The 24,769-nt window shown below is 59.8% G+C and carries 22 protein-coding genes and 1 pseudogene; 14 read left to right on the plus strand and 9 right to left on the minus strand.

Going from position 1 to position 24,769, the window contains the following annotated elements:
- The first annotated feature begins 69 nt into the window (after nt 1-69).
- The gene (locus MOQ67_RS27305) at nt 70-1,107 is read left to right on the plus strand and encodes an SDR family oxidoreductase (RefSeq protein ID WP_126588657.1); all 1,038 of its coding nucleotides are present in this window, start codon (nt 70-72) and stop codon (nt 1,105-1,107) included.
- Nucleotides 1,104-1,667 (plus strand): histidine phosphatase family protein, encoded by a 564-nt coding sequence (locus MOQ67_RS27310; protein ID WP_017847333.1) that lies wholly within the window; start codon nt 1,104-1,106, stop codon nt 1,665-1,667. Before MOQ67_RS27305 ends, MOQ67_RS27310 begins: the two co-directional genes overlap by 4 nt.
- Nucleotides 1,668-1,724: 57 nt before the next feature.
- Here MOQ67_RS27310 and MOQ67_RS27315 read toward each other — a convergent pair whose 3' ends face one another.
- Together MOQ67_RS27315 and MOQ67_RS27320 are read right to left on the minus strand one after the other, a co-directional pair.
- Nucleotides 1,725-1,919: a hypothetical protein gene (locus MOQ67_RS27315; protein ID WP_017847332.1), complete on the minus strand. Its 195-nt coding sequence runs from the start codon at nt 1,917-1,919 to the stop codon at nt 1,725-1,727.
- Nucleotides 1,920-1,951: 32 nt separating this feature from the next.
- Entirely contained in the window at nt 1,952-2,209 is a 258-nt protein-coding gene (locus MOQ67_RS27320) for a hypothetical protein (RefSeq protein WP_104904411.1), read from the minus strand.
- 119 nt (nt 2,210-2,328) lie between these two features.
- Between MOQ67_RS27320 and MOQ67_RS27325 the strand changes: the two genes are divergently transcribed.
- Nucleotides 2,329-3,204 (plus strand): WYL domain-containing protein, encoded by an 876-nt coding sequence (locus tag MOQ67_RS27325; RefSeq protein WP_017847330.1) that lies wholly within the window; start codon nt 2,329-2,331, stop codon nt 3,202-3,204.
- Here MOQ67_RS27325 and MOQ67_RS27330 read toward each other — a convergent pair.
- Nucleotides 3,170-3,829: an ankyrin repeat domain-containing protein gene (locus MOQ67_RS27330; protein WP_232925402.1), complete on the minus strand. Its 660-nt coding sequence runs from the start codon at nt 3,827-3,829 to the stop codon at nt 3,170-3,172. The two genes, MOQ67_RS27325 and MOQ67_RS27330, sit on opposite strands and share 35 nt — an antisense overlap.
- A complete protein-coding gene (locus MOQ67_RS27335) occupies nt 3,811-5,280 on the minus strand; it encodes a hypothetical protein (RefSeq protein WP_198717797.1) in 1,470 nt (489 codons plus the stop codon). Before MOQ67_RS27335 ends, MOQ67_RS27330 begins: the two co-directional genes overlap by 19 nt.
- 550 nt (nt 5,281-5,830) lie before the next feature.
- On the opposite strand from MOQ67_RS27335, the gene MOQ67_RS27340 reads away from it, so the two are divergent.
- From MOQ67_RS27340 to MOQ67_RS27360, 5 genes and pseudogenes are all read left to right on the plus strand, one after another.
- Nucleotides 5,831-6,763: a chemotaxis protein CheV gene (locus MOQ67_RS27340; protein ID WP_198717796.1), complete on the plus strand. Its 933-nt coding sequence runs from the start codon at nt 5,831-5,833 to the stop codon at nt 6,761-6,763.
- 76 nt (nt 6,764-6,839) lie between these two features.
- Nucleotides 6,840-7,982, plus strand: coding sequence for an HD-GYP domain-containing protein (locus MOQ67_RS27345; protein WP_232925403.1), 1,143 nt, complete (start codon nt 6,840-6,842; stop codon nt 7,980-7,982).
- Nucleotides 7,983-8,426: 444 nt separating this feature from the next.
- A pseudogene (locus MOQ67_RS27350) lies at nt 8,427-9,377 on the plus strand (PDC sensor domain-containing protein); the annotation flags it as partial.
- 111 nt (nt 9,378-9,488) lie between these two features.
- Nucleotides 9,489-10,277, plus strand: a complete 789-nt coding sequence (locus MOQ67_RS27355; protein WP_448125612.1) for a methyl-accepting chemotaxis protein — start codon at nt 9,489-9,491, stop codon at nt 10,275-10,277.
- 158 nt (nt 10,278-10,435) lie between these two features.
- Nucleotides 10,436-11,875 carry an ArnT family glycosyltransferase gene (locus MOQ67_RS27360; protein ID WP_017847324.1) on the plus strand — a complete coding sequence of 480 codons (1,440 nt, stop codon included), beginning with the start codon at nt 10,436-10,438 and terminating at the stop codon, nt 11,873-11,875.
- A gap of 14 nt (nt 11,876-11,889) precedes the next feature.
- On the opposite strand, the gene MOQ67_RS27365 is transcribed toward MOQ67_RS27360, so the two are convergent.
- Nucleotides 11,890-12,378, minus strand: a complete 489-nt coding sequence (locus MOQ67_RS27365) for a TIGR00645 family protein (protein WP_017847323.1) — start codon at nt 12,376-12,378, stop codon at nt 11,890-11,892.
- Between the two features lie 163 nt (nt 12,379-12,541).
- On the opposite strand from MOQ67_RS27365, the gene MOQ67_RS27370 reads away from it, so the two are divergent.
- Nucleotides 12,542-14,365 carry a hypothetical protein gene (locus MOQ67_RS27370; RefSeq protein WP_082118835.1) on the plus strand — a complete coding sequence of 608 codons (1,824 nt, stop codon included), beginning with the start codon at nt 12,542-12,544 and terminating at the stop codon, nt 14,363-14,365.
- Between the two features lie 6 nt (nt 14,366-14,371).
- Here the strand turns inward: MOQ67_RS27370 and MOQ67_RS27375 are convergent, their stop codons facing one another.
- On the minus strand, nt 14,372-14,689 hold the full coding sequence (locus MOQ67_RS27375; RefSeq protein ID WP_017847321.1) for a PA4575 family protein: 318 nt from the start codon (nt 14,687-14,689) through the stop codon (nt 14,372-14,374).
- A 179-nt stretch (nt 14,690-14,868) separates the two neighbouring features.
- Nucleotides 14,869-17,307 carry a Lon protease family protein gene (locus tag MOQ67_RS27380; protein WP_017847320.1) on the minus strand — a complete coding sequence of 813 codons (2,439 nt, stop codon included), beginning with the start codon at nt 17,305-17,307 and terminating at the stop codon, nt 14,869-14,871.
- A gap of 267 nt (nt 17,308-17,574) precedes the next feature.
- Between MOQ67_RS27380 and MOQ67_RS27385 the strand changes: the two genes are divergently transcribed.
- The 5 genes from MOQ67_RS27385 (at nt 17,575) to MOQ67_RS27405 (ending at nt 21,368) form a co-directional block, all read left to right on the plus strand.
- Entirely contained in the window at nt 17,575-18,063 is a 489-nt protein-coding gene (locus MOQ67_RS27385; RefSeq protein WP_017847319.1) for a DUF3015 domain-containing protein, read from the plus strand.
- Between the two features lie 92 nt (nt 18,064-18,155).
- Nucleotides 18,156-20,009 (plus strand): Lnb N-terminal periplasmic domain-containing protein, encoded by a 1,854-nt coding sequence (locus tag MOQ67_RS27390; protein WP_198717794.1) that lies wholly within the window; start codon nt 18,156-18,158, stop codon nt 20,007-20,009.
- Nucleotides 20,010-20,043: 34 nt separating this feature from the next.
- A complete protein-coding gene (locus MOQ67_RS27395) occupies nt 20,044-20,349 on the plus strand; it encodes a chorismate mutase (protein ID WP_198717793.1) in 306 nt (101 codons plus the stop codon).
- Nucleotides 20,350-20,443: 94 nt separating this feature from the next.
- Nucleotides 20,444-20,800, plus strand: a complete 357-nt coding sequence (locus tag MOQ67_RS27400; protein WP_026140185.1) for a hypothetical protein — start codon at nt 20,444-20,446, stop codon at nt 20,798-20,800.
- A 70-nt stretch (nt 20,801-20,870) separates the two neighbouring features.
- Nucleotides 20,871-21,368, plus strand: a complete 498-nt coding sequence (locus MOQ67_RS27405) for a GreA/GreB family elongation factor (protein ID WP_017848264.1) — start codon at nt 20,871-20,873, stop codon at nt 21,366-21,368.
- Here MOQ67_RS27405 and gdhA read toward each other — a convergent pair.
- Both gdhA and ettA read right to left on the minus strand, forming a co-directional pair.
- Entirely contained in the window at nt 21,365-22,702 is a 1,338-nt protein-coding gene (gdhA, locus tag MOQ67_RS27410; protein ID WP_017848265.1) for an NADP-specific glutamate dehydrogenase, read from the minus strand. The genes MOQ67_RS27405 and gdhA overlap by 4 nt on opposite strands.
- Before the next feature lie 299 nt (nt 22,703-23,001).
- Entirely contained in the window at nt 23,002-24,666 is a 1,665-nt protein-coding gene (ettA, locus tag MOQ67_RS27415; RefSeq protein ID WP_017848266.1) for an energy-dependent translational throttle protein EttA, read from the minus strand.
- Nucleotides 24,667-24,769: the final 103 nt, after the last annotated feature.

Here is a 24,769-nt window from a genome sequence, read left to right on the forward strand (position 1 = left end):
GACGCCGCCTCAACGGTATATCTACCGGCCTTCGAAACGACTGGAATGAAATGTATGACTATGGACCCCATGCGCAACGCATTCGTCACTGGCGCAACCGGCTTGCTGGGCAACAACCTGGTGCGGGAACTGGTCGCACACGGCTACGCCGTCAAAGCCCTGGTCCGCTCACGGGCCAAGGGTGAGCAGCAGTTCAACGACCTGCCGAGCGTGGAACTGGTCGTTGGCGATATGGCCGACACCGACGCGTTCGCAACATCGTTGCAAGGCTGCGATACGGTGTTTCATACCGCAGCGTTCTTTCGCGATAACTACAAGGGCGGCAGCCACTGGGAAGCGCTCGAAAAGATCAATGTCGCCGGTACGCAAGCCCTGCTTCACCAGGCCTATCGCGCGGGAGTCCGCCGCTTCGTGCATACCTCGTCGATTGCCGTGCTCGACGGAGCCCCCGGCACCTCTATCGACGAGACATGCCTGCGGGCCGAAGCCGATGCGGATGACTACTACCGCAGCAAGATCCTCGCCGAGCGTGTCGTCTTGACGTTCCTTGAAACCCATCCCCAAATGCATGCCTGCATGGTGCTGCCCGGCTGGATGTGGGGCCCGGGCGATATGGGCCCGACCTCCTCCGGACAATTGGTCAAGGACGTGATCAACGGCAAGTTACCCGGGCTGATCCCCGGCACTTTCTCCGTGGTCGATGCCCGCGATGTGGCATGTGCCCAGATCGCCGCCGCCAAACATGGGCGGCGAGGAGAGCGCTACCTCGCGGCCGGTCGCAACTTGACCATGCGCCAGTTGGTACCTGTGCTGGGGCGTATCGCGGGCGTCAAAACCCCTGTTCGGCAACTGCCAGTGCCCGCGCTGTACCTGTTGGCGGCGGTGCAGGAGGTTTACGCGCGCATTACCGGCAAGCCTATTTTGCTGAGCATGGCGACGTTGCGCCTATTGATACGAGAGGAGCACCGTACCTGTTTTAACCACCACAAGAGCGAACAGGAGCTTGGCCTGAGTTTTCGAGTGCTGGAGCAGACCGTTTCTGACACTGTGGCGTGGTATCGGAAACATGGCGTGGTTAAGCCAAACAAGGACGAAAACACACGATGAGCAAAACCATCATCCTGATGCGTCACGGCCAGCCCAAGATGGCCGCGCGCGAAAGAATCTCAATGTTCGAGATGAAAGACTGGATCGAGCAATACAACCGATCCGAAATCATCCGCCATCCGGCTCCGGACGCCAGCCAGCAACTCGCCGCAGCCGCCACCCTGGTTGTTTCAAGCAGCGCGCCTCGTGCGCTGACCTCGGTCGAGGTGCTCGGGCTGAAGCCTGCTGTCGTCGACGCGCTTTTCTGCGAAGCGCAACTGCCTTATGGCCGTTGGCGATTGCCCCGGCTATCGCCGTTTACCTGGGCATTTATCTTCCGGGTCTTATGGCTGTGCGGTTACTCACGCAATATCGAATCCGCTGGCGCCGCAAGGTTGCGCGCCAACACGGCCGCTCAACGACTGCAGTCCCTCGCCGGTGAAGGGCCGGTTCTGCTGCTCGGTCATGGCGTGATGAATCGAATGATCGCCAAACACCTGCTCGCAGACGGTTGGACCCGCCAACAGCACAATGGCAGCCAATATTGGAGCGCGACGGTATATCAATACGCTGGTGTATAGACGGTGATCGGCTGAGCGTCGCCAAGATCCACGCGTTCAGCCTGTAGCTGTCGACGCCTACCGCCGCGCCACAAACTCCGCCACCGCCGCCTCCAGCCACCCGGCCGCGCGCATTTTCAGGGCTGTGCTGCCGCATTTCGGACAGCTCGCGAACCAGTCGCCGGGCATCAGCGCGTCACTGCGCGGCGCAATGGTTTTCTTCCACTTGCAGTCTTCACACACAAAGGTGAAGGGTCTGGGTTTTATCGGCATGAATGGATTCTCCTGGATGGCGATACTGCGGATTATTCTGTGACCGGGAGCAGCGCTTGCAGCAATTCCAGCTTGCGCTGCAACTGCGCGACGTGTTCTCGCTCGGCGCGCAACGCCGACCGCAGCTCGCGGTTTTCCACTTCCCAGATCTGCGCCAAACGCAGATCCTTCTGATAATGGGCAACCATTTTCCAAAGCTCGCTCAACTTCAAACAATGCTGTACCAGCACCAGCAGGATGATCCCCATCACCGCCAATGCCCCCGTCGAAACCACTTCCGACATACTCATGTTCACATCCTTCCATCCCTTCGAGATATTCAGAAGACAGCGACACGATATGTAGTGATTTACGACAGGTCTAGAATGTAGACTTATACAGGTAAAGTATTCACGCACATGGAGCAGGTATGAAACGCAAGCAATCCATCGAACAAGTGCGCTGGGACCTGGCACTTCGCTATCGTTTGATCGAGACCGTCGCCTGGTGGGAAGGCCGCCTGACCACGGGGCACTTGATCCAGAGCTTCGGCATCAGCCGCCAGCAAGCCTCCAAGGACATCAATACCTACATCAATGAACATGCGCCCCGAAACTTGACATATGACAAGCAACGCAAGGGCTATGTACCGAGCAAACACTTCAAGCCGCTGTTCATCGATGACAGCGCCAGTGCCTACCTGCACCTGCTTTACCAGAACAATGAACGGGCGCCGCACATCGAAGGCCTGGCCCTGGCTTATGCCCATACCAAGGTGCTCGAAGTGCCGGACCGGCCGATCCGGCCAGAGATCCTGCGCCCCTTGCTCGCGGCATGCCGCGACGGTCTGCGCCTGGAGACCGAGTACGTATCGCTCAATACCCCGAACGTGGAAATCCGCCTGATTGCCCCTCACACCCTGGTGTACACCGGGATGCGCTGGCATGTGCGCGCTTACTGCGAGAAGAATCGGCAGTACCGCGACTTTGTGCTGAGCCGCCTGCGCGGTGAGCCGGACCTGCTCGACGCGTCGCAGAACACACGGGAACTGGACGAAGACTGGAATACCGAAGTGCCGATCATCTTCGCCCCCGATGGCCGCTTGAACGCGGCGCAGCAGGCCATCATCGAAACCGACTTCGGCATGACCGACGGGCAACTGGTGGTGTCCAGTCGCAAGGCACTGGTGAAGTACGTCTTGCGCCGCTATCAGGTCGACCCGCGCAACCAGGCGACCAACCCCGAGGCCCAGCAGATCGTGGTCACCAATCTCAAAGAGTTGAGACCGTGGTTGATGCATGATTGAGGCGCATGTCCTGCCAGAGGCGCAGCGCACGCAGGCAATTGTCGATCTCGGCCGCGAGTAAGCGCTGTGCCAGTTCATGCTGGCCGTTGAGCTGAGCAATATTGCGCAGCGTATTGCCCTGGTGATTCTTCGCGCCCAGATCAAGACCGAACGTCATGGCGCGGTCGATGAAGTACCGCGCAGCCTTCAAGTGGCCATTGAGCAGCAGCCAATGCAGTGGCGTGTTCCCCAGCCCATCGCGGTCATTGAGGCTGGCACCCAGGCGGTAGCGGGCTTGCAGGGTTTTGACATTGCCGTATCGCGCAGGCAGGTGGATGTATTTGTCGTGGGGCATGAAGCTGCCCAGGCCGGCCCAGCCGCGAATCTGCGGGTTGCCCTGGGCACCGAGTGACTCCAGCGTGTCGATCAGGCCGCTGCGGTTCAGCCGGTAAGCCATGTCCAGCGGCGTATCGCCCGCCAGGTCGCGCTGATTCAAGCCGGACGGATCGAGAGGCGGCGCCTCATCGAACAGCACACAGAGGTGCCAGTCGCTGAGGCCAAGCTCGGCGCGATCATCGATGCGCTCAAACAGAGTGATCGGCCGCCCCGCACACAACGTCGTGAGCGTCACGCCTCGAGCGAACATGCGCCGAAGAAACGCTCGAAGAGCGGCGTAGGCAAATGCTTGTCGTCCAGCAAACCGAAGTGCTTGCCCACGTTGCGCCCCAGGGCCATCAGTGTGTTTGCGCTGTTTTTCGTGCCGGCGTACCCGGCGCTCAAGATCGACTCGACACGCGCGTCACCGGTCGACTCTCGCTGATACGCCCGCCCCGTGATCATGACGTCTACCAGACACACACTGACGCGCTCATCGCCCAAGGTGAAAGGCTCCAGCGCCTCGCTCGCCAAGACGGCACGCAAGCCGTCCTCGCCACCGGCGACAATCCGCTCTAGCGCTTCGAGTGAGCGGTCGAAGAGGTCGAACTCCTGCATCGAAAACGCAAAACAGTAGTCCTGAGCGGTAGCCCGCGAGATCGGACGCGCGTGGTGCGGATGAGTCGACAACCAGTCAACGAACGAGGCTTTATCGCTTTTTCCACCCTGGCGACGGAACAGCAGATAGTCGTTGATGACCTGACTGAAAGGGTTCCCCGTCGGCACCCAGCCCGTGCTGTCACGTTCGGGTTCCGGCAGGTCAACCACCGGCACGGCTGACTTAGGCGGCCACCCAAAGCACCGCAGGTCATAGCCAAGCACAAACAGGCTGGCCTCGAACGCATGGCACCGCGCAGGCAGCGCGCCTTGCTCGGCGAACCAGCCGGTGCGCTCAAGCACGGCGCGGATAATCCAGCCCAACCGCACTTGCCAGCGGGCCCATGTCTCATAGCTGATCGAAGAGAACTGAGGCGCGGCCAGGCCGTTCAAAAATGCTCCGGGGTTGCGGATCTGGCTGCCACGAGCGGCTCCGGACGGGAAAGCCAGCAAGGGTTTGCCGCTCCCCGTCCATTGCTGGCGAAACAGTGAATACAGCATGCCTATCGCTGCGCCGACGCGGCTGTCATAGATGGGGGAGCCCGACGAATCAAACAACGCATGAATCTTGGTCAGGCCCGCATCGAAACGCTCGACGCTGATCGCATCGAGATCATCCAGGTCATTTTTGCCGTCGAGCGACATCAGCCTGGCCATCTTTTGCAGATAGCTCGACAGCTTGCCGTTTGCGGCCAGCCGGTGCAAAAACGGAATGGCGCCCCGCACGCCGCCCCAACGAAGAATCTGCAGGCAGGCCTGAAGCGCTTGCTGGTCATTCCCCTGATTGACCGCACTCGTCAGCCATTCGCGAAGTTGCCCGAGAGAGCGTTGGGTTTCAGCCCAGGTGCGTGAATCCACCGAGCATTGGTGAGCATCCTGCCAGCTTGCCTTCCAGCAATAGTGCCCAAGCACCTGCTCGATGCCCTGGACATCAGCCGTCAAACCGCCAGGCACGAATTTGCTCGACTTGAAGCGCAGCTTGAAGGTCAGCGTCGGCAAATTCGCTGCAAGCCATGCGATGAAGGACTCAATTTCAGGTTGCGCCAGGAACTTTTCGCGCTGCATGCAGACCACCTTGCCAGTAATATCGAATGGCCACACCCTAAGCAAAATCAGCGACCCCGTCCACGATGTTTGTCCGTACAGGTAAACAAATGGAGCAGGTTCTCAGGCCCAGGCTAGACGCTTCTCGACCATCGCCAGGGTTCGGCCGAAACAGATATATGAGCTATTCAGACACCCCGCTTCTGTTTACACGCGGCCCATCGACTTATGCATCGGCGTGCCTTTGCAACGCATGTGCGAGATCGATATGCCCGGCACCCGCAAGGATCATCAGCGGCGGTCATGCCTCGACTCCGCCTAGGGCTATATGAATTATCGAATGTTGCAGATCATCTAAAACCTTCGATCTAAATCATTCTCAACAATAACAAACAATAAGTTAGCCAACTAAGCATTTAAAACAACTGTGCGAAAAGACATTCACCTGACTTCATATCGTTTTAACGACAAACCCTGGCATTCTTTTATTTTCACATATATTTTACATCCCCCTACATATGCTAATGTCATTACGACATCAGCGCTGTTCAACCAGGTTTAAGGAGTGTGTATGACCGGTGTACTGGCCTCCGTTAACAGCCGCACACAACTGGTCGGGCAGAACAGGCTCGAACTGTTGCTGTTCCGCTTCAACAATCACCAACTGTACGGGATCAACGTATTCAAAGTTCGTGAAGTTATCCGCTGCCCGAAGTTATCATCGATACCAAAGTCTAATAACAATATTTGTGGCGTGGCCAATATCCGAGGTCTCTGCATCCCTATTCTTGACCTGGCCATGGCAACGGGACTGCCCGGAGTCGAGGATCAGGAAAGCGCTTTTATAATACTTACGGAGTACAACAATCGCGTTCAGGGTTTCCTCGTCTACGCGGTCGAACACATCGTCAATCTGAACTGGGAAGACATCCACCCGCCGCCCAAGGGCAGTGGTGAGAACAATTACCTGACGGCCGTCACCCGCACGGACGACCGCCTGGTCGAGATCATCGATGTTGAAAAGGTGCTGACAGAAATATCGCCATCGTCCGAGGAAATATCCAGCGGCGTAATCGATCACGAAGTCACCCAGCAGGCGCGACACCTGCGGGTGTTGACCGTGGACGACTCGATGGTCGCGCGCAAACAGGTGACCCGCTGCCTGGAAACCGTGGGCGTCGAGGTAGTGGCCTTGAACGATGGCCGACAAGCGCTGGACTACCTGCGCGCCATGCTCGACGAAGGGCGCAAGCCGGATGAGGAGTTTCTGATGATGATCTCCGACATCGAGATGCCGGAGATGGACGGCTACACCTTGACCGCCGAGATCCGCAACGACCCGCGCATGGCCAACCTGCACATTGTGCTGCACACCTCGCTCTCGGGGGGCTTCAACCAGGCCATGGTCAAGAAAGTCGGGGCCGACGACTTCCTGGCCAAGTTCCGCCCCGATGACCTGGCCGGCCGCGTCGTCTCACGTATCAAAGCCGTCAACACGAACTGACGCTCTACGACAACAACACTCAAGCCAAGGAGGCTGTAAGGAAACGAATAAGAACAAAATCAACAGAGGGCAAATCATGTTGAAATGTAATGAGCTCTATCATCTGGCGCCAGACAGCGGCGAGGCCAGGCCCTTCTGGCAAGGCCGCGCACGCGACGCGCAGGCGGATATCCAATGCGCCATGGGCTGCGGCGCGCAACTACCCGAGACACCCCAGTCAGCAGAGCCGCCCTCTGCGCCCGCAGCGGCGACGATCACTCCCACCTGCATGAACGACGAGCTTGTTGCCGCCCAGGAAATCTGTGCCCGCGCCAAGACTGCCGTGGTCGAGATGTTCAGCCATGTCCGCATGGGCCGCGCCCTGGAGTTGGAGAATATCAGCGTACTGGTCGACGACATTTCCGCGTCGATCGCCCGCCATCCCAACGCCTTTATCAGCCTGGCACGCCTGAAAAGCCTCGACGATTACACCTACATGCATTCGGTCGCCGTGTGTGCATTGATGATTGCCCTGGGCAACCAGTTGAACCTGCCTGCCGTGTTGATTCGCCGGGTCGGGATGGCCGGCCTGCTGCATGACATCGGCAAAATGGCCATACCGGGCGCGATCCTCAACAAGCCCGGGCGCTTGAGCGGTGACGAATTACAACTGATACGCACGCACCCGCTGGAAGGTGAGAAAACCCTGCTGGCGACTTCGCAGATGTGCGACATGGTCGTGGATGTCTGCCTGCATCATCATGAGCGGGTGGACGGCAGCGGCTACCCCCATCAGTTGGTCGGCGACCAGATCAGTCTTTTTGCGCGAATGGCCGCCGTTTGCGATGTCTACGATGCAATCACCTCGGATCGTTCCTACAACCAAGGCTGGGACCCCGCGGTCGCCATCCAGCAAATGTCGACATGGGACGGGCATTTCGACGACGAGGTGTTCCGCGCGTTTTTGAAGTCCGTGGGTATTTATCCGGTGGGGTCTATCGTTCAGTTGAAAAGTGGCAGTATCGGCGTGGTGATCGAACAACACCCCGACTCTTTATTGACGCCAAAGATTAAGTTGTTCTTCGTGCCGGTGTTGAATATTTATATCACCCCAAAAATAATCGACCTGAGTGATCCCGAACAAACCGATCGCATCATTGCGCGCGTGCCGTCACAGCGTTATGGCTTTAAAAACACCGAACGTCTCTGGCTCGACGATGAGGCGCCCGAGCAGAACTAAGCGACGCCCCAGCTGTACTGCATTTATATGCTCAAGCAGCCCATGATCAAGCAGTAAGCCTTGCGAACAAAAAAAAACTGAAATGCCGCCATCCAATTATGTCGGCAACTACTAGCGTGGGCAGGAAATACCATGAAATTCAACTCATTACAGACTCGGATTTGCTTCACCGCCGGACTCTGCCTGTTAATCTCTTGCGCGAGCCTGGTGTTATATGGGTTGTACTCCTCAACCGCCAATCAAGCCTACGTGGGCACCGAAGTTTCAACATTGATCGAAAGCGGCACCATTCGCGAAGTACAAAACCTGGCGGAGTCCCGTGCCAATGCGATCAGGGCGAAACTGCAAAATGCCTTGGACTCGGCACGCACGCTGGCCAATACGCTGGGCGCGAGTAAAAGTGCGCAAAGCCCGCTGGCACTGGGCCGCGATCAAATCAATACAATGTTGCTCAGCGTGCTCAAGGACAACCCCGACTTCAACGGCACGTATTCGTGCTGGGAGCCGGATGCGGTGGATGGCCAGGACCAAGCGTTTCGTAACAACGAAGGCGGCAACAACCCGTTGACCGGCCGCTTCACGCCCTATTGGACACGCGGCTCGGACGGCCATATCGCCGTGCAACCGCTGGTCGAATACGACTCCGATGCCCGCCACCCCAATGGCGTGCTCAAGGGCGGCTGGTACAGCGGCCCCCGGGACACCCTGAAAGAAAGCGTGCTCGACCCCCTTCCCTACGTGGTGCAAGGCAAAAATGTGTGGCTGACCACGCTCTCGGTGCCGATCACCGCCAATGGCAAGTTTTACGGCGTGGTCGGCGCAGACTTCGACATCTCGTTTATCCAGAAACTCAGCGAGCAAATGTCCGCCGACCTCTACGGCGGCAAAGGTTCGGTGTCGATCCTGAGCAACCAGGGCTTGGTGGTCGCCGACAGTAAACGGCCGGAACTGATCGGCCAGTCATTGAAGGCATTGCTACCCGACACCTGGGACAAGGTGCTGGCCAATGTGCAAAAAGGCCAGGGCGACAGTCGCCTCAACCAGGACTCCCAGGAAATCGAAGTACAGATGCCGATCATCCTGGGCCGCACCGAAAAACCCTGGGCCATCTTGATCCACCTGCCCAAGGCGGTGGTCATGAGCCAGGCGATTGCCCTGGAGAAGGAACTGCAATCCCGTGGCGTCAGCAGCAGTATCTGGCAGGTCTCGGTCGGCCTGGGTATCTCGGTACTGGCATTGCTGGCGCTGTGGTTCGCCACCGCAAAAATCGTCGGGCCGATTCGTGAAGCCGCCGCCTTGGCTGCCACTATCAGCCTGGGGGATTTCTCGCGTCGCCTGGTGCAAAAATCCGACGATGAAGTCGGCCAGTTGTCCTTGGCCTTGAACGAGATGTCCGAAAGCCTGCAGCGTCAGGTCCGTGTGGCTGAACGTATCTCCGAAGGCGATCTGGACCTGGAAGTGCGTTTGTCTTCCCCCAACGACACGTTGGGCAAGTCCCTGGAAAAAATGGTCGGCAACTTGAACACCTTGATTTCCCAAGTGCAGGCCAGCGCCACGCAAATCACCGGCAGCTCCGCACAGGTCACCGAGTTGAGCCAGTCGTTGTCCGATGGTGCGTCCAACTCGGCGTCGTCCATCACTGAGATCAGTGCCGTCATGACGCAAATGGCCGCGCAGACCACCGACAACGCCGCCAACGCGAAAAAGGCCGACGAACAATCCCAGGCCTCACGCGCCGACGCCGGGGAAAGTGACAAGCTGATGAGCGAACTGATCGCCGCCATGACCGAAATCGACAACTCGGGCAAAGACATCACCGCGATCATCACCACCATCGACAACATCGCCGCCCAGACCAACCTGCTGGCCTTGAACGCGGCGATCGAGGCGGCACGCGCCGGTGAATTGGGCCGTGGTTTTGCCGTCGTCGCCGATGAAGTCAGGAGCCTCGCCGCCCGCAGTGCCGAAGCGGCCCAGCAAACCGCGGCGCTGATCGCCGACTCGTCGACCAAGACACAGCGCGGCATGGTCATCGCCGGTCGCACGGCCGACTCGTTGCGAAACATCGTCACCGGCACCAGCACCGTTTCCAGCCTGGTGTCGCTGATCTACCAAGCCTCGAGTGAACAGGCGTCCGGCTTGCAGCAAGCCAGTATCGGCCTGGAGCAGATCGACGAAGTCACCCAGCAGAATCAGGCCAACTCCCAACAATGCGCGGTGGCCGCCCGCAACCTGTCGGAACGGGCCAGCTCCATGCAACAAGGGTTGAGCCGGTTTAAAGTCAAAGCGACATAACCCCCATCCGCAATGAAGCCGGGGCGGAAATAAATCACCGCCCCGGTCCCCCTGCACAAACCTCGTACCCATTCATGAAATATTAAGAATCGCCCCCCTATACTCACCGATTGCGAGCCGTTCCCTCGAACGGCCCCCTGCCCCGGTAACCAGCCCCCATGACGCGTCCCGTTCCTCTGCTGCTCCTGCTTGCTGGCCTGTTGTTCTTCTTCGCCCTTGGTAACCATGAACTGCAAGGCTCCACCGAAGCCCGCGTCGGCGGGATCGCCATGGCCATGCACCTGGACAACGACTGGGTGGTGCCACGGCTGTTCCGTGAGCCGTTCCTGGAAAAACCGCCCCTGAGCCTGTGGCTCGACGCCGGCGCGATCCGCCTGTTTGGCGGCACGCCCGGGGCCGTGCGCCTGGCCTCGGCGTTCGCCGGGTTGTTCAGCGTGATGCTGCTTTACGGGATGCTGCGCACGTTCGGGCGGCCAAAGACACTGGCGTTCTGCGCGGCGCTGATCCTGGCGACCATGGCCAGTTACTGGAGCAATGTGCGCGGCGTCGGTGAAGATGCATTGCTCAGCCTGGGTGTGACCACCGCGCTGCTGGCGTTCTACCAGGCCATGCGGCCGGCGTCCGAGCGCCAGGGCTCAACCGCCTGGGCGTGGGCCCTGTTCACGGCCGGGATGGTGATCGCCACCCTGAGCAAAGGCGTGCTGGGCCTGGCGATGCCGGGCATCGTGATCTTTGTGTACCTGGCCTGCACCAGTTGGATGGACAAACGCCTGCGCATCGGCGACTGGCTGCGGCCGGCACTGTTTACCCTGCTGGCCTTGGTGCCACTGCTGATCTGGCTGGGGTTTCTGTTCCAGCGCGGCGGGCTGCAGGCGGTGGGCGAAGTGCTGTGGACCAACAGCGTCGGGCGGTTCAGCGGCTCGTTTGTCGAAGCCGGGCACTACGAACCCTTCTACTACTACATCGCCAAACTGCCCGAAGCCTTTTTGCCGTGGAATATCCTGGTGTACCTGGGGTTGTGGCACTTCCGTAAAAGCCTGGTGCGCAACCGCTACCGTCTGTTTTTCTGCGTCTGGCTGGTGGCGCAATTCACCCTGCTGACCCTGGCTTCCAGCAAGCGCACCGTATACCTGATGGCGCTGACGCCAGCCGCCGCCGTACTGGCTGCGGAATATGCGCAGGTGCTGCTGCACTGGCTGAAAGATCACAAACCGGCGCTGTATAAGCGGCATAAAATCGTGATTGGCGGCGTGTTCACCGTGCTCATCGCCTGCTACCTGAGCGCTGCTTTCTGGTTCGCGCCAAAAGCCGATAAAAAACAGTCCTTCGTGCCCGTGATGAGCCAGATCCAGGCGCTACAGGCCGAAGGTAAAAAGGTCGCGTTGTTCCGGCCCAACGAGCGCATCGACGGCGCCAGCGTGTTCTATCTGCAGGCCTACTTGCCGATTCTGCAAACCGAACCCGAACTGCACAGTTACCTGGACGCCGCCCCCGGCAACGTCGCGCTGCTGGATAACACGGAGCAACTGACCGGCAAGGTCACGGTGATCAAGGAGATGGCAATCAATCGCCAGCCTTACTACTTCATCGGGCAGTAAGGCCGGCGCGGGGATCAGTGCTTGGTGAGCTTGTCCAGGTAACCCATGGCGAACGCCGAGACCACAAAGGTCATGTGGATGATCACGTACCACATCAAATGCTGCGGATCGACGTTCTTGGCATCCATGAAGATGCGCAGCAGGTGGATGGAGGAAATCGCCACGATGGAGGCGGCCACTTTCATCTTCAGCGAGGAAGAGTCCATGGTGCCCAGCCAGTTGAGCTTTTCCTTGTTTTCATCGATGTCCAGCTGCGAGACGAAGTTCTCGTAGCCGGAGATCATCACCATCACCAGCAGGCCGCCGACCAGTGCCATGTCGATCAACGACAACAGCAGCAGGATCACTTCCGATTCGAGCATGCTGAAGATATTGGGAACGACGTGAATGATTTCCTGGAAAAATTTCAATGCCAGGATCAACAAGCCCAGGGACAACCCCAGGTAGATCGGCGCCAGCAACCAGCGCGAGGCGTACATCGTATTTTCGATAAAGCGTTCCATTGAATCTCACACAGCGTGGTTAGAAATGACGGTGAGTATACCAGCCGCTACCCAACACCTGTGACCGCGAGAAAACTGACCTGAGTGGCATCTGTAAGAGCGTTTTTCTGCTAGTGTCGAGGCCATCAACTCGGCTCAAAGACGTCGGACAGGAAAACTCAAGATGATGGATGTGCGTTCCCCTTGGGCCAGCATCGGCCTGTGTGCGGCATTGCTGCTGGCCGGTGGCTGTTCTCCCAGCGACGAGCAAAAGCAGACCACCCTTGAAGAGAAAACCAAGCAGTTCGAACAGTCGCTCGACAGTATCCAGGACCCCAAACTGCGCGACGCCATCACCGACCTCGGCGGTTCGCTGTTGTTGCTGGAACGGGCGCGGGTCAAGCTCGCAAGCAAGCCCATCGAAGCCGAATACGGCGAAGACAGCCTGGCCCTGCTCAAGCACTACCCCACGCCCCAGGCCCTGGTCGACACCTACATCAATGGCCTGTTCGTGCTGCGCAAGACCTCCCACTCCGACTACCTGACCGATCTGCAGCCGGTGTTCCCGTTCAACTTCAACACGCCCGACCAGTTCCCGTTCCCCCATGGCCTGGAATGGCAGTCGGTGACCTTGAGCAACAGCAAAGTCATCCCCTTCCAGCCGGAATGGTCGGAAACCGATCCCGGCATCCAGTTGAGCCCCAGCAGTTCCAACCTGACCAACCCCGATGACCTGACGGTGACCTACCCGTTCATCGACGGCATCGAGACCGACAACAAGAGCCAGCCGCAGCCCGTCAGCCTCAAAGGTACGGTCGAGGTGGTCGCGCCGGGCAAGGTGCTGACGTTCGACCTGTCGAAAAAAGACCTCGGCCACCCACGCACCGAGGGCAATATCACCCTCAACCTGCTGAGCCTGGAAAAAAACTACGCCGAGATCGAACTGACCAACCACGAACCGCTGGCGGCGGAGGTCGGCGACGAATCACCGGACCCGTTGCTGGTGCAGGCCCGCGACAGTACCGGGCAGTTCCTCACGCGCTCGGGCTCGATCAACGAAAATGCCGCGCAGGTGGCGTTCTACGAGAAACAACTGGCGCAGATGCAAAAGCAGAAAGCCTGGTCGGACGCGTTTGAGAAACAACTGACGGACGAGCAGAAAGCCTTCGAACACCAGCAAAGCAGCCATTACGCCAAGGTCTACTTCAATGGCCTGATCGACACGCTGCAGGTCGACGTGCTGGATTTTTCCAAGGCCACGCTGACCCGCAAGGACCTCGACCTGCCCGTATTGCGCTTCGACAAAAACAGCCTGCAGAAAACCGTGCAAGCCTTGCCGATGGCGGTAACGGTGTATGACGACAGCACCGCCAGTTGGCTGAAAACCGCGACGATGACCGAGGACCAGCTGAAAAACAGCGTGACCATCAGCCAGTCCGTCGAAGATGCCAGCGCCGCGCATATCGTGTTTGACCACCCCTACACCTTCAACGACGAATTGGCGGGCACCGAACGCAACAGCGACGAAGCCCCGGTGACGTTTTTCACAGCCAATGAAAAAGGCGAGCGCGGCGAGCCCATCGAGTTGCCGAGCGAAGCCTTCGAGCTGAACCCTGCACGCGGCACGCTCACCTACGACCTCAACCTGTTCCCGGAGAACCCGGCGTTTGTGGTGGGCTCGATTCCGCTGTTCCTGGCCAGCATCGACCAAGCCACGATCGACGTGGCCAAGCTGCCCAAGGGCCTGTCGCTCAAGGACAACGCGCTGATCGTCGACCAGGCGCAGTTCCCGTCCGACAGCTGGCGCTTCTATGCCAAGGACGCCAGCGGCAACTACCTCAAGGAAATCCTCGGGGTCAGCCACCACGCCGAGGAATACGGCACGGCGTTGTTTGATGTGCATTACTTCTACGGCCAGCCGACCCAGCTGGAAAGCTACCAGCGTACCAACCTGAGCACCGTGCAATACGGCTTCGAGGTCAAGCTGGACAAGCCCGAAAGCAAATAACCGGGCCTACAAGGCCAGGCATTCCTGCCCGTTATTGAGCTGGCGCAGGTGGGCCTGCAGATGCAGGCACCAGATCTGCGGCTCCTGCGCCAGCTCGTAGCCTTGCTGGGTCAGGTTTTCGACGATCGATTGCAGGAAGGTTTCGGCCACGAACGGCCCGGGAAACGGTCCCTGGGATTTGATGGTCGAAGGCTGCTCGCCGGTCATTCCAGCGGCAAACAACAACGTCCACATCCCGTTATCCCCCGCGAGAGGGCGAATGGAGCATTCGATGCGAGTGCCCAGGCCCAGACACTGGCGGGTCAGGCAAAGGTTGCGCGGCATGGCGGCGACCCTCGGTAGATCGGCGTTCAGCCTCAAGCACGGCGAGACTGTTTCTATCCTGCGACTCCGGTGGATATCCCTAGTGCTCAGAATAGAAGAAAAACGCGATAAACCAAGGTTGTAGAGACCAACGGGCGTTGGCCCCCAACCTGGAGTCAATTTAGTGGCGGGCTAACCGATCAGCTCGGTTTGGCTTCCGCCTGCGCGTGCAGCGCCAGTTCCTTCTCAGCTTCCTTCAAGTCTTCCTCGCTGATCATCTCGGCAATCGCGCGCAAACGCTCGACCACACGCGCATTCACCGTGCCTTCGGGGAATTGCCCTTCTGCGTCCGGCTCACCGGCCGGCTCGCCGACCAGCAGGCTCAACGCCTCATCCGCCTGGCGCACCGCATAGATATGGAATTGCCCGGCGCGCACGGCCTGCAACACCTTCTCATCGAGCATCAGCGTGGCGACGTTGGCCTGCGGAATGATCGCGCCTTGTTCGCCGGTCAGCCCACGCGCTTCGCAGAGGCGGAAGAAACCTTCGATCTTCTCGTTGACCCCGCCCACCGCCTGCACTTCACCAAACTGGTTGATCGAACCGGTGATGGCAAAACACTGTTTGAGCGGGGTTTTCGACAAGGCCGAAATCAAGGTACAGGCCTCGCCCAGGGACGCGCTGTCGCCGTCCACATAACCGTAGGACTGTTCCAGCGCGATACTCGCCGAGATCGCCAGCGGGAATTCCTGGGCATAACGGCTGCCCAGGTAACCGGTGAGGATCATCACGCCCTTGGAGTGAATCGGCTGGCCGAGGTTGACCTCACGCTCAATGTCGACGATGCCGCTGCCGCCCGGGTACACCGTGGCGGAAATCCGCGCCGGCACGCCGAACGCCGAATCGCCGACTTCCAGCACCGTCAGCCCGTTGCACTTGCCGACCGCCGCGCCGGCGGTGTCGATCAGGATCACCCCGGCGAGCATGTCGTCGAGAATCCGCGCCGACACCCGCCCGGTGCGCGTGGCCTTGGCCTTCAGCGCACGTTCGATGTGGCCGGCGTCGGTCATTTCGTCGCCCGCCAGGTGGCGAATGAAATCCGCCTCGCTGACCAGTTGGAACAAGTCGCCAATGCGCGCCGACAACCGCCCCTGGTGTTCGGCCAGGCGTGCGCTATAAGTGGCCAAGCGCGCCACCGCGTCCGAGGTCAGCGGCGCCATGCCCTCTTCCGAGGTGCGGGTTTTCAGCAACTGCGCGAACTGCTCGAGGCTTTCGTCGACCATCGGGATGTCTTCGTCGAAATCCACCAGCACGCGGAACATTTCCTGGAAGTCCGGATCGGCGTCCTGCAACGCGTAGTACAACTGGCGGGAACCGATGATGATCACCTTGACCTGCAACGCGATCATCTGCGGGTTGAGCGTCACCGTGGCCAGGCGGCCCAGCTCGCCCAGCGGCGACTCCATCTTCAGCTTGCGCGACTGCAGGGAACGCTTGAGGGCGTCCCACACAAACGGCTCGCTGAGCATCTTCTCGGCTTCGAGGATCAGGAACCCGCCGTTGGCCCGGTGCAAGGCGCCCGGACGCAACTGACGATAGGTGGTGTAGAGCGCGCCCTGATCGGTGCTGTATTCGATCCGGCCGAACAGGTTGTCGTAGGTCGGGTGCGGTTCAAACACCACCGGGGCGCCGCCGTTGACCGGATGGCCAACCACCAGGCTCGGGCAGTACTGTTCTTCGAGCAGCTTGCGGGCCTGGGCGTCGGTCTTGGCGTCGTCCACCAATTGCTCGACCACGGTTTTCAGCAAGTACACCTGCATGGCTTGCAGGTAACCGCATACGGCGGCGTTTTCTGCGTACTTTTCCGACAACGGTGACAGCAATGGCTGTAGGGCCAGGGTGATGGTTTCTTCGTTGAACTGACGCAGTTGGTTGTTCGACTCACGCTTCCACTGCGGCAGGCTGGCCAGCTCTTCGTTGAGGCGTTCTTCCAGTTCGGAAATATCGGTGTGGAAGCGCTCGCGATCGACTTCCGGCAACTGCGAGAACTCGGCCTCGTCCAGTGCCTTGCCGTCGAGCATCGGGGTGAACGCGATGTTGGAACTGTCGCGGTACAGCGCCACGTCCTTTTCCAGGGCCAGGCGTTCGATCACGTCCAATGCCTTGTCGTAACGCTGGTTGAACGCGCGGTCGATAGCGCTTTTGCGTTGTTGATACGTCGGGTGTTCGAACACTGCCGGGAAGGTCGCCACCAGGTTGTCGATCAAGCCGTTGATGTCGCTGATGAACGCCGCGGCGCCGCCTGCCGGCAGTTCCAAGGCGCGGGGTTCGCGGGGCTCATCGAAATTATTCACATAGACCCAGTCCGACGGGGTCTGCAGGCGTTTGCCTTCGGCCTTCAGGTAGCGTTTGACGAACGAAAAGCGGCCGGTGCCCGGCTCGCCCATGACAAACACGTTGTAACCGGGGCGTGGCATGGCCACACCGAACTGCAAGGCTTCAACCGCACGTTCCTGGCCAAGCACACCGCGAAAGGGCTCCAAATCATTGGTGGTCGAGAAGCTGAACTGTTCAGCGGAGAAAGGGCGAGTCAGCGCTTCGGGCGCTAGACGCAAGCTGGCAGCAACAGGATCAGGCATCGGGCTTCCTTACATCAGGCGGGGCAGATGGCGGCATTCTGGCTCTCTGTTACGCGCTCTGGCAAGGCGCGCCTGAGGTAAAGCATAGACACGGGCTGCGTCCTACAAAAAAATCGAGATATCTCTGATTGTTTTATTAAAAATCACGGAACCCCTGGAACCTGCCTAAACTCCAAACTGCGCGGGCTGGACTAATAACCGGCCCCTAAGGCGCGTTACTGCGCCTGAACCCTTGTCCATTGGTTTGCACACAAAGAGAACAAAGCTATGAAACGGATCCTTCTCGGTACTCTCTTCACCGTCGTTTCCCTCAACGCAATGGCTGAATCACCCGGTGGCCCGAACTGCGGTTGGGGCAACATGCTGTTCGAAGGCCAGCGCGGCACGCCGGCGCACTTCCTGGCGTCCACCACCAACGGCACCTCGGGCAACGCTACCTTCGGCATGACCTCGGGCACCAACGGTTGCAGCACCAACAGCGCCCTGACCTACGGCGGCAAATCGTGGATTGCCATGAATGGCATGATGAACGAGCTGTCCGAAGACATGGCCAAAGGCAATGGCGAAGCGCTGACCACCTATGCCGTGGTACTGGGCGTTGCACCGGAAGATCGCGAGCACTTTTCTGCCGTGACCCACGAGCACTTCCAGCAAATCTTCAGCAAGGCCGACGTGACCGCTGAGGATGTCCACAACAACACCCTGGCTGTACTGAAAAGTGATGCCCGCCTGGCGAAATACGCAACCCAGGCTTAAGCTCGAGCCGCCCGCGCCCTCCAAGGCGCGGGTCTTATTTTTGGACCCGCCTCCCCGCTTGGGTCTCACTTTTTCCGACTTAAGTTGCCCCTATGCTCAAACGCCTTGCCTGGATGGCACTCTTCGCCTGCGCCCCGTTGTATGCGGCGCCGCATCTTGATGATCAACGTTTGCAGCAATTGGCCAACGATCCGTTCTGGTTGTCCTTGGGCCATTACGAAGCCGGCAAAGTCAGTGGCTGGCGCAGCTATGTCAGCGACAAAAAATTCTTCCTCGCCGCCGATGGTGCCCATCACCCGGATGCCGAACTCAAGGCCACCGTCGACGCGCTCTACGCGCCGGCCAGCCTGGGTGAAAAACACCCACAATGCGTTTACCCCGCACGTACCCGCTGGCTCAAGGACCGGTTGCAACTGACCGACCTGCCCGCCGTGGGCTGCAACGAATTCAAGCAATGGTTCAAGGACGTCGCGCCCCATAGCGCGGTGATGATCTTCCCGGCGGCCTACCTCAACAGCCCTTCATCGATGTTCGGCCACACCCTGCTGCGCATCGACCAGGCCGACGTGCAGAGCAACAACACCGCGCTGCTCAGCTATGCGATCAACTTCGGCGCGTACATCGAAGGCTCGGACAACAGCATCCTCTACGCCTGGAAAGGCCTGATGGGCGGCTACCCCGGCCTGTTCGCCCTGGTGCCCTACCAGGAAAAACTCTCCGAATACCGCAGCCTGGAGAACCGCGACCTGTGGGAATACCGCCTGAACCTGACCCAGGTCGAGACCGAGCGCATGGTCGAGCACGTATGGGAACTCAAGCAGATCCAGTTCGACTACTTCTTCTTCGACGAAAACTGCTCCTACCGCCTGTTGGAGTTGCTGCAAGTGGCCCGCCCCGGCCTGCGCCTGACCGAGCAATTCCCGCTCACTGCGATCCCCACCGACACGGTCAAGGCCGTGAAAGACGCCGGCCTGGTCGAGAAGATCGACTATCGCCCGTCCCGTGAGCGCGAGTTGCTGGAACGCGCCAAACCGCTGGACAGCGACGAGCAGCAATGGGTGCTGAAAGTCAGCGACGACCAGAAACAATTGCAGGCGCCCGCGTTTAAAGCGTTGCCGCGCGAGCGCCAGGCGCTGATCATCGACGCCGCCTACCGCCTCGGCCGCTACCGCGCCAATGGCCTGGAGCGCGACACCGAACGCTCCCAACGCAGCTTCGAACTGCTGCGTGCAATCAACCAGAACGCCGCGCCCGACCTGAAGATCACGCCCCCAGGCCTGCCGGAAACCGGCCATGAATCACGCACCTGGCAAGCCGGCATCGGCACGCGTGGCGACAAAGCCTTCGGCGAATACGGCCTGCGCATGGCCTACCACGACCTCAACGACAACGCCGAAGGCTTCCCTCTCGGCGCGCAGATCGAGATCCTGCAAATGAAACTGCGCCAGTACGAAGGCAACCACTGGCAACTGCAGCAACTGGACCTGGCCACCATCCGCTCCCTGACTCCGCGCAACGCGTTGCTGCAACCCTGGTCATGGCAAGTCACCGGCGGCCTGGAACGCGTGCCGGGCAAACACGACGATGAAACCCTGGTCGCCCACGTCAACGGCGGCGCCGGCGGCACCTGGCAACTGCGCGACGACATGCTCGGCTTCGCCCTCGGCACCGTGCGCGTGGAACACAACAACGACTTCAGCGAAGCCATCTCCCCCGCTGCCGGTTTCAACACCGGCGTACTGTGGAAAAACCCGCTGGGCAACCTGAGCCTGGAAGCCAAGGGAGATTTCTTCACCAATGGCGAAGTACGGCGCAGCATCAGCCTGAACCAGCAGTGGGAATTGTCGCGCAACCTCGGCCTGCGCCTGAGCGCCCAGCGCGAGTACAGCCACTTGTCGACGCCGGTGAATGAGGTAATGCTTGAGATGAAGTGGTATCACTACTGACCAACGCCCAACCAGAATCAGGAGTTCACTCAACATGGCCGTTACCTGCACCACCCTTGAAGAAGTCCGAAGCAACATCGACCGCCTCGACCAGCAAATCGTCAGCCTGTTGGCCGAACGCGGCCACTACGTTTCCCAGGCGGCACGCTTCAAAAAAGACACCGACGGCATCAAGGCACCACAGCGCGTCGAACAGGTGATCAGCAAAGTGCGCGACCTATCCCACACGGTCGGCGCCAACCCAGACGTCACCGAACAGGTTTACCGCGCGATGATTGCGGCGTTTATTCAGCAGGAATTGGTTGAGCATGCTGCGCTGGCCAGCCACCAGACGACATAGCACCCAACACCTTTCTCACCTCCCTTTCACATCCCCCCAACGAATCCCCTTCTAAACTTCCCCTATCAGCCGTGAAACGGCCAGGGAGCGAGTAATGTGGCGGTATGCAGTAATGCTGTGTGCGGTGCTGGGGTTGTCGGGTTGCCAATCGACCCATCAGGAGTTGCTGGCCAAGGGCTATCCACCGGCGTTTGCCGATGGCTTCGATGACGGTTGCAGCAGTGGTCGCCAGGCCGCGGGGGTGATCACTGGGGAGTTTCGCAAGAATGTGCCGCGTTATCTGAAAGACCGCGTATACGCCGAAGGCTGGGAAGATGGCTTTCGCCAGTGCAAGGCCATGCGCGAAAACGAAGAGTTGCGCGACTACAAAGATCGTCACTGGGACGAGCGCGAGCGCGCCTGGCAGCAGGAGAAGGATCGCGACGCAGCCAAGGCTTATCGCTCGCAATAGGTCGCTTTCAGACATTCGTCGAAACTTAAGTGCGGCGAACATGGCCCAAACGCTATAGAGGGAGCCTGTCATGAGCCGAGCTTTTGTGAATGAAGACAGCGCCGCCGCCCAGGCCGACCCACCGGTCGAGCGTCAGGTCAGCGAGCAACCCAATCGCCTCACCGCGCGCGGGTTGGCGCAGTTACAGGCCAAGGTCGCGCAGTTGCAGCAGGAATACAGCGTCGAATCCGCCAAGGGCGAACAGGCCGACAAACAGCGCCAGGCCGACCTTGAGCGGGATTTGCGTTACTTCAACCAGCGGCTACAGAGTGCCCAGGTGGTGGCGCCGGCCGTGTCCACCGACAAGGTGCAGATCGGCAGTTGGGTGACCTTTGCCAATGAGCAGGACGAGCAACAACGCATTCAGTTGGTCGGTGAAGACCAGGCCGATGCTGGTGCGGGCCTGATCAACTGGGGTTCGCCCCTGGGTCGGGCGCTGCTCGGGGCCCGGGTGGGCGACGAGGTGCTGTGGCAGCGCCCCGTCGGCGATCAGTTGATCGAAGTGCTGCGCATCGAGGCCGAGACCTAGACGATGCCTTGGGCCAGCATCGCGTCGGCGACTTTGACGAAGCCGGCGATATTCGCGCCCTTCACATAGTTGATCCGGCCGTTTTCCTCACCGTAATGCACGCACGCGTGGTGGATCGACTGCATGATGTTGTGCAGTTTGCTGTCCACCTCACCGGCGGTCCACAGCAGGCGCATGGCGTTCTGCGACATTTCCAGGCCACTCACCGCCACGCCGCCAGCGTTGGACGCCTTGCCCGGGGCGAACAGAATGCCCGCGTCGATAAAGATATCCACAGCCTCCAGGGTGGTCGGCATGTTGGCGCCTTCGGCCACGCAGAGGCAGCCGTTGCGCAACAGGGCGCGGGCAGCGTCGGCGTCGAGTTCGTTCTGGGTGGCGCATGGCAGCGCGATGTCGCACGCCAGTTCCCACGGGGTTTTACCGGCGCGGAACTCCAGGCCGTAACGGGCCGCCAGTTCGCTGATGCGACCGCGCTGGACGTTTTTCAGCTCCAGCAACGCCGACCATTGCTCCTCCGTCAACCCGTTCTCGGCGTACAGGGTGCCTTCGGAGTCGGACAACGAAATCACCTTGCCGCCCAGGTCCATGACCTTGCGCGCCGCGTATTGCGCCACGTTGCCGGAGCCGGAGACCGCCACGCGCTTGCCCTCGACCCGCAGGCCATCGCGCTTGAGCATTTCTTCAGCGAAGTACACGCAACCGAAACCGGTGGCTTCGGGGCGGATCAAGCTGCCGCCGTAGGTCATGCCCTTGCCGGTCAGCACGGAAGTGAACTGGTTGCTCAGGCGCTTGTACTGGCCGAACAGGAAGCCGATCTCGCGGGCGCCCACACCGATATCGCCGGCCGGGACGTCCACGTCCGCGCCGATATGGCGGTACAACTCGCTCATGAACGCCTGGCAGAAGCGCATCACTTCGGCGTCGCTCTTGCCCTTGGGGTCGAAGTCCGAGCCGCCTTTGCCGCCGCCCATGGGCAACGAGGTCAGGGAGTTTTTGAAGGTCTGTTCGAAGGCGAGGAATTTCAATACGCCCAGGTTGACCGACGGGTGAAAGCGCAGGCCGCCCTTGTACGGGCCGATGGCACTGTTCATCTGGATACGGAAACCGCGGTTGACCTGAACCTTGCCGTGATCATCGACCCACGACACCCGGAAAGTAATCGCACGTTCCGGCTCGCAGATACGCTCAAGAATGCCCGAGGTCAGGTAGTGAGGATTGGCTTCAAGAAACGGCCACAGGCTGCGTAGGACTTCTTCTACGGCCTGGTGGAATTCCGGCTGGTCGGGGTCGCGTTTCTTCAGGCGGGCAAGAAAGGATTCAACGGATTCGATCATGAAAAGTCTCGGCAAATTTATTGTCGTTAAGGGCGATTGAGCCGGACTTTATCAATTCATGTCGCACCGCGACAGGGCAAAATGTCGCCTTTGTGAATTTAAATGGTGCATTGGATATAAATAAACCTGAAAAACAGGCATTTATCGCACCTAAAAGGGGATTTCAAAACGGCGCCATGCACCAACTGAAAAACCGCTATCGGAGGCAAGCCTCCTCCCACATTTGATCGATGTTCGTCAGGAAGTCATGGGCAAAAAAAACGGAGCCCGAAGGCTCCGCTTTTCCAAACCGACCCGAATCAGGCCAGTTTCTTGTGCCGTACACGGTGCGGCTGGGCAGCGGCTTCGCCCAGGCGTTTCTTGCGATCCGCTTCGTACTCGGTGTAGTTACCTTCGAAGAACACCGCCTGCGAGTCATCTTCATACGCGAGGATGTGGGTCGCGACGCGGTCGAGGAACCACCGATCGTGAGAGATCACAATGGCGGCGCCCGGGAAGTCCAGCAGGGCTTCTTCCAGGGAACGCAGGGTTTCAACGTCGAGGTCGTTGGACGGTTCGTCGAGCAGCAGGACGTTGCCGCCCTCTTTCAGGGTCAGGGCCAGGTGCAAGCGACCACGCTCACCACCGGACAGGTCCTTGACGAACTTCTGCTGGTCGCCACCCTTGAAGTTGAAACGGCCGACGTAGGTGCGCGACGGGATTTCATAGTTGCCGATACGGATCTGGTCGGAACCGTCGGAAATCTGCTGAAACACAGTTTTGCTGCCGTCGAGGTCTTCGCGGCTTTGGTCCACGCAGGCCAGTTGCACGGTTTCACCGACTTCGATGGTGCCCGAGTCCGGGGTTTCCTTGCCCATCAGCATGCGGAACAGTGTGGATTTACCCGCACCGTTACCGCCGATAACGCCGACGATCGCGCCTTTTGGCATGGAGAACGACAGGTTGTCGATCAACACGCGGTCGCCATAGCCTTTGGACACGTTCTTGAATTCGATGACCTTGTCACCCAGGCGCGGACCGGCCGGGATGTAGATCTCGTTGGTTTCGCTGCGCTTCTGGAATTCCTGCGACTGCATTTCTTCAAAGCGTTGCAGACGTGCCTTGGATTTTGACTGGCGGGCCTTGGCGCCTTTGCGCACCCACTCCAGTTCTTCCTTCATGGCTTTTTCGTGGGCCGATTGCTGCTTGGATTCGGCGGCCAGACGGTCGGACTTGGCTTCGAGCCAACCGGAGTAGTTGCCCTCGTAAGGGATGCCGGCGCCACGGTCGAGTTCGAGAATCCAGCCGGCGACGTTGTCCAGGAAGTACCGGTCGTGCGTGATCGCAACCACGGTGCCCGGGAAGTCGTGAAGGAAATGTTCCAGCCAGGCGACGGAATCGGCGTCCAAGTGGTTGGTCGGTTCGTCGAGCAGCAGCATGTCGGGAGCCGACAGCAGCAGGCGGCACAGGGCCACGCGGCGCTTCTCACCACCGGACAGGTGTTCGACCTTGGCGTCCCACGCCGGCAGGCGCAGCGCATCGGCGGCGACTTCCAGCTGGCGATCGAGGTTGTGACCGTCGCCAGCCTGCAGGATGGCTTCGAGCTTGGCCTGTTCGGCGGCCAGCTTGTCGAAGTCAGCATCCGGTTCGGCGTAGGCGGCGTAGACTTCGTCCAGGCGGGCCTGGGCGTCCTTGATCACGCTGACGGCTTCTTCGACCACTTCGCGCACGGTCTTGGCCGGGTCCAGGATCGGTTCTTGCGGCAGGTAGCCGATGTTCAGATCGGGCATCGGGCGGGCTTCGCCTTCGAACTCGGTGTCGACGCCGGCCATGATTTTCAACAGGGTGGATTTACCCGAACCGTTGAGGCCGAGCACGCCGATCTTGGCGCCGGGGAAAAAAGACAGCGAAATGTTTTTCAGGATTTCCCGCTTCGGCGGAACAACTTTGCCCAGCCGATGCATGGTGAAGACGTATTGAGCCATGGTGAACCTAGCGTCAGTGACTGATGAATTGAGCGGGCGAAGCCCGTGCCAGACCATGCGCCGCGCGGGCCGTTGACCTTGATCAATGCCTGCGAGCGGAAAA

This window comes from Pseudomonas sp. LY-1 (assembly GCF_053502595.1).

Excerpts from the sequence above, each read along its gene's own strand:
- MOQ67_RS27310 (WP_017847333.1), top strand. The coding sequence starts at position 1,104 with ATGAGCAAAACCATCATCCTGATGCGTCACGGCCAGCCCAAGATGGCC.
- MOQ67_RS27365 (WP_017847323.1), bottom strand. The coding sequence starts at position 12,378 with ATGGAACGCTTTATCGAAAATACGATGTACGCCTCGCGCTGGTTGCTG.
- gdhA (WP_017848265.1), bottom strand. The coding sequence starts at position 22,702 with ATGATCGAATCCGTTGAATCCTTTCTTGCCCGCCTGAAGAAACGCGAC.
- MOQ67_RS27305 (WP_126588657.1), top strand. The coding sequence starts at position 70 with ATGCGCAACGCATTCGTCACTGGCGCAACCGGCTTGCTGGGCAACAAC.
- MOQ67_RS27400 (WP_026140185.1), top strand. The coding sequence starts at position 20,444 with ATGTGGCGGTATGCAGTAATGCTGTGTGCGGTGCTGGGGTTGTCGGGT.
- ettA (WP_017848266.1), bottom strand. The coding sequence starts at position 24,666 with ATGGCTCAATACGTCTTCACCATGCATCGGCTGGGCAAAGTTGTTCCG.
- MOQ67_RS27340 (WP_198717796.1), top strand. The coding sequence starts at position 5,831 with ATGACCGGTGTACTGGCCTCCGTTAACAGCCGCACACAACTGGTCGGG.
- MOQ67_RS27405 (WP_017848264.1), top strand. The coding sequence starts at position 20,871 with ATGAGCCGAGCTTTTGTGAATGAAGACAGCGCCGCCGCCCAGGCCGAC.
- MOQ67_RS27360 (WP_017847324.1), top strand. The coding sequence starts at position 10,436 with ATGACGCGTCCCGTTCCTCTGCTGCTCCTGCTTGCTGGCCTGTTGTTC.
- MOQ67_RS27320 (WP_104904411.1), bottom strand. The coding sequence starts at position 2,209 with ATGAGTATGTCGGAAGTGGTTTCGACGGGGGCATTGGCGGTGATGGGG.
- MOQ67_RS27325 (WP_017847330.1), top strand. The coding sequence starts at position 2,329 with ATGAAACGCAAGCAATCCATCGAACAAGTGCGCTGGGACCTGGCACTT.
- MOQ67_RS27375 (WP_017847321.1), bottom strand. The coding sequence starts at position 14,689 with ATGCCGCGCAACCTTTGCCTGACCCGCCAGTGTCTGGGCCTGGGCACT.
- MOQ67_RS27385 (WP_017847319.1), top strand. The coding sequence starts at position 17,575 with ATGAAACGGATCCTTCTCGGTACTCTCTTCACCGTCGTTTCCCTCAAC.
- MOQ67_RS27395 (WP_198717793.1), top strand. The coding sequence starts at position 20,044 with ATGGCCGTTACCTGCACCACCCTTGAAGAAGTCCGAAGCAACATCGAC.
- MOQ67_RS27355 (WP_448125612.1), top strand. The coding sequence starts at position 9,489 with ATGGTCGGCAACTTGAACACCTTGATTTCCCAAGTGCAGGCCAGCGCC.
- MOQ67_RS27390 (WP_198717794.1), top strand. The coding sequence starts at position 18,156 with ATGCTCAAACGCCTTGCCTGGATGGCACTCTTCGCCTGCGCCCCGTTG.
- MOQ67_RS27370 (WP_082118835.1), top strand. The coding sequence starts at position 12,542 with ATGATGGATGTGCGTTCCCCTTGGGCCAGCATCGGCCTGTGTGCGGCA.
- MOQ67_RS27335 (WP_198717797.1), bottom strand. The coding sequence starts at position 5,280 with ATGCAGCGCGAAAAGTTCCTGGCGCAACCTGAAATTGAGTCCTTCATC.
- MOQ67_RS27345 (WP_232925403.1), top strand. The coding sequence starts at position 6,840 with ATGTTGAAATGTAATGAGCTCTATCATCTGGCGCCAGACAGCGGCGAG.
- MOQ67_RS27330 (WP_232925402.1), bottom strand. The coding sequence starts at position 3,829 with ATGTTCGCTCGAGGCGTGACGCTCACGACGTTGTGTGCGGGGCGGCCG.
- MOQ67_RS27315 (WP_017847332.1), bottom strand. The coding sequence starts at position 1,919 with ATGCCGATAAAACCCAGACCCTTCACCTTTGTGTGTGAAGACTGCAAG.
- MOQ67_RS27380 (WP_017847320.1), bottom strand. The coding sequence starts at position 17,307 with ATGCCTGATCCTGTTGCTGCCAGCTTGCGTCTAGCGCCCGAAGCGCTG.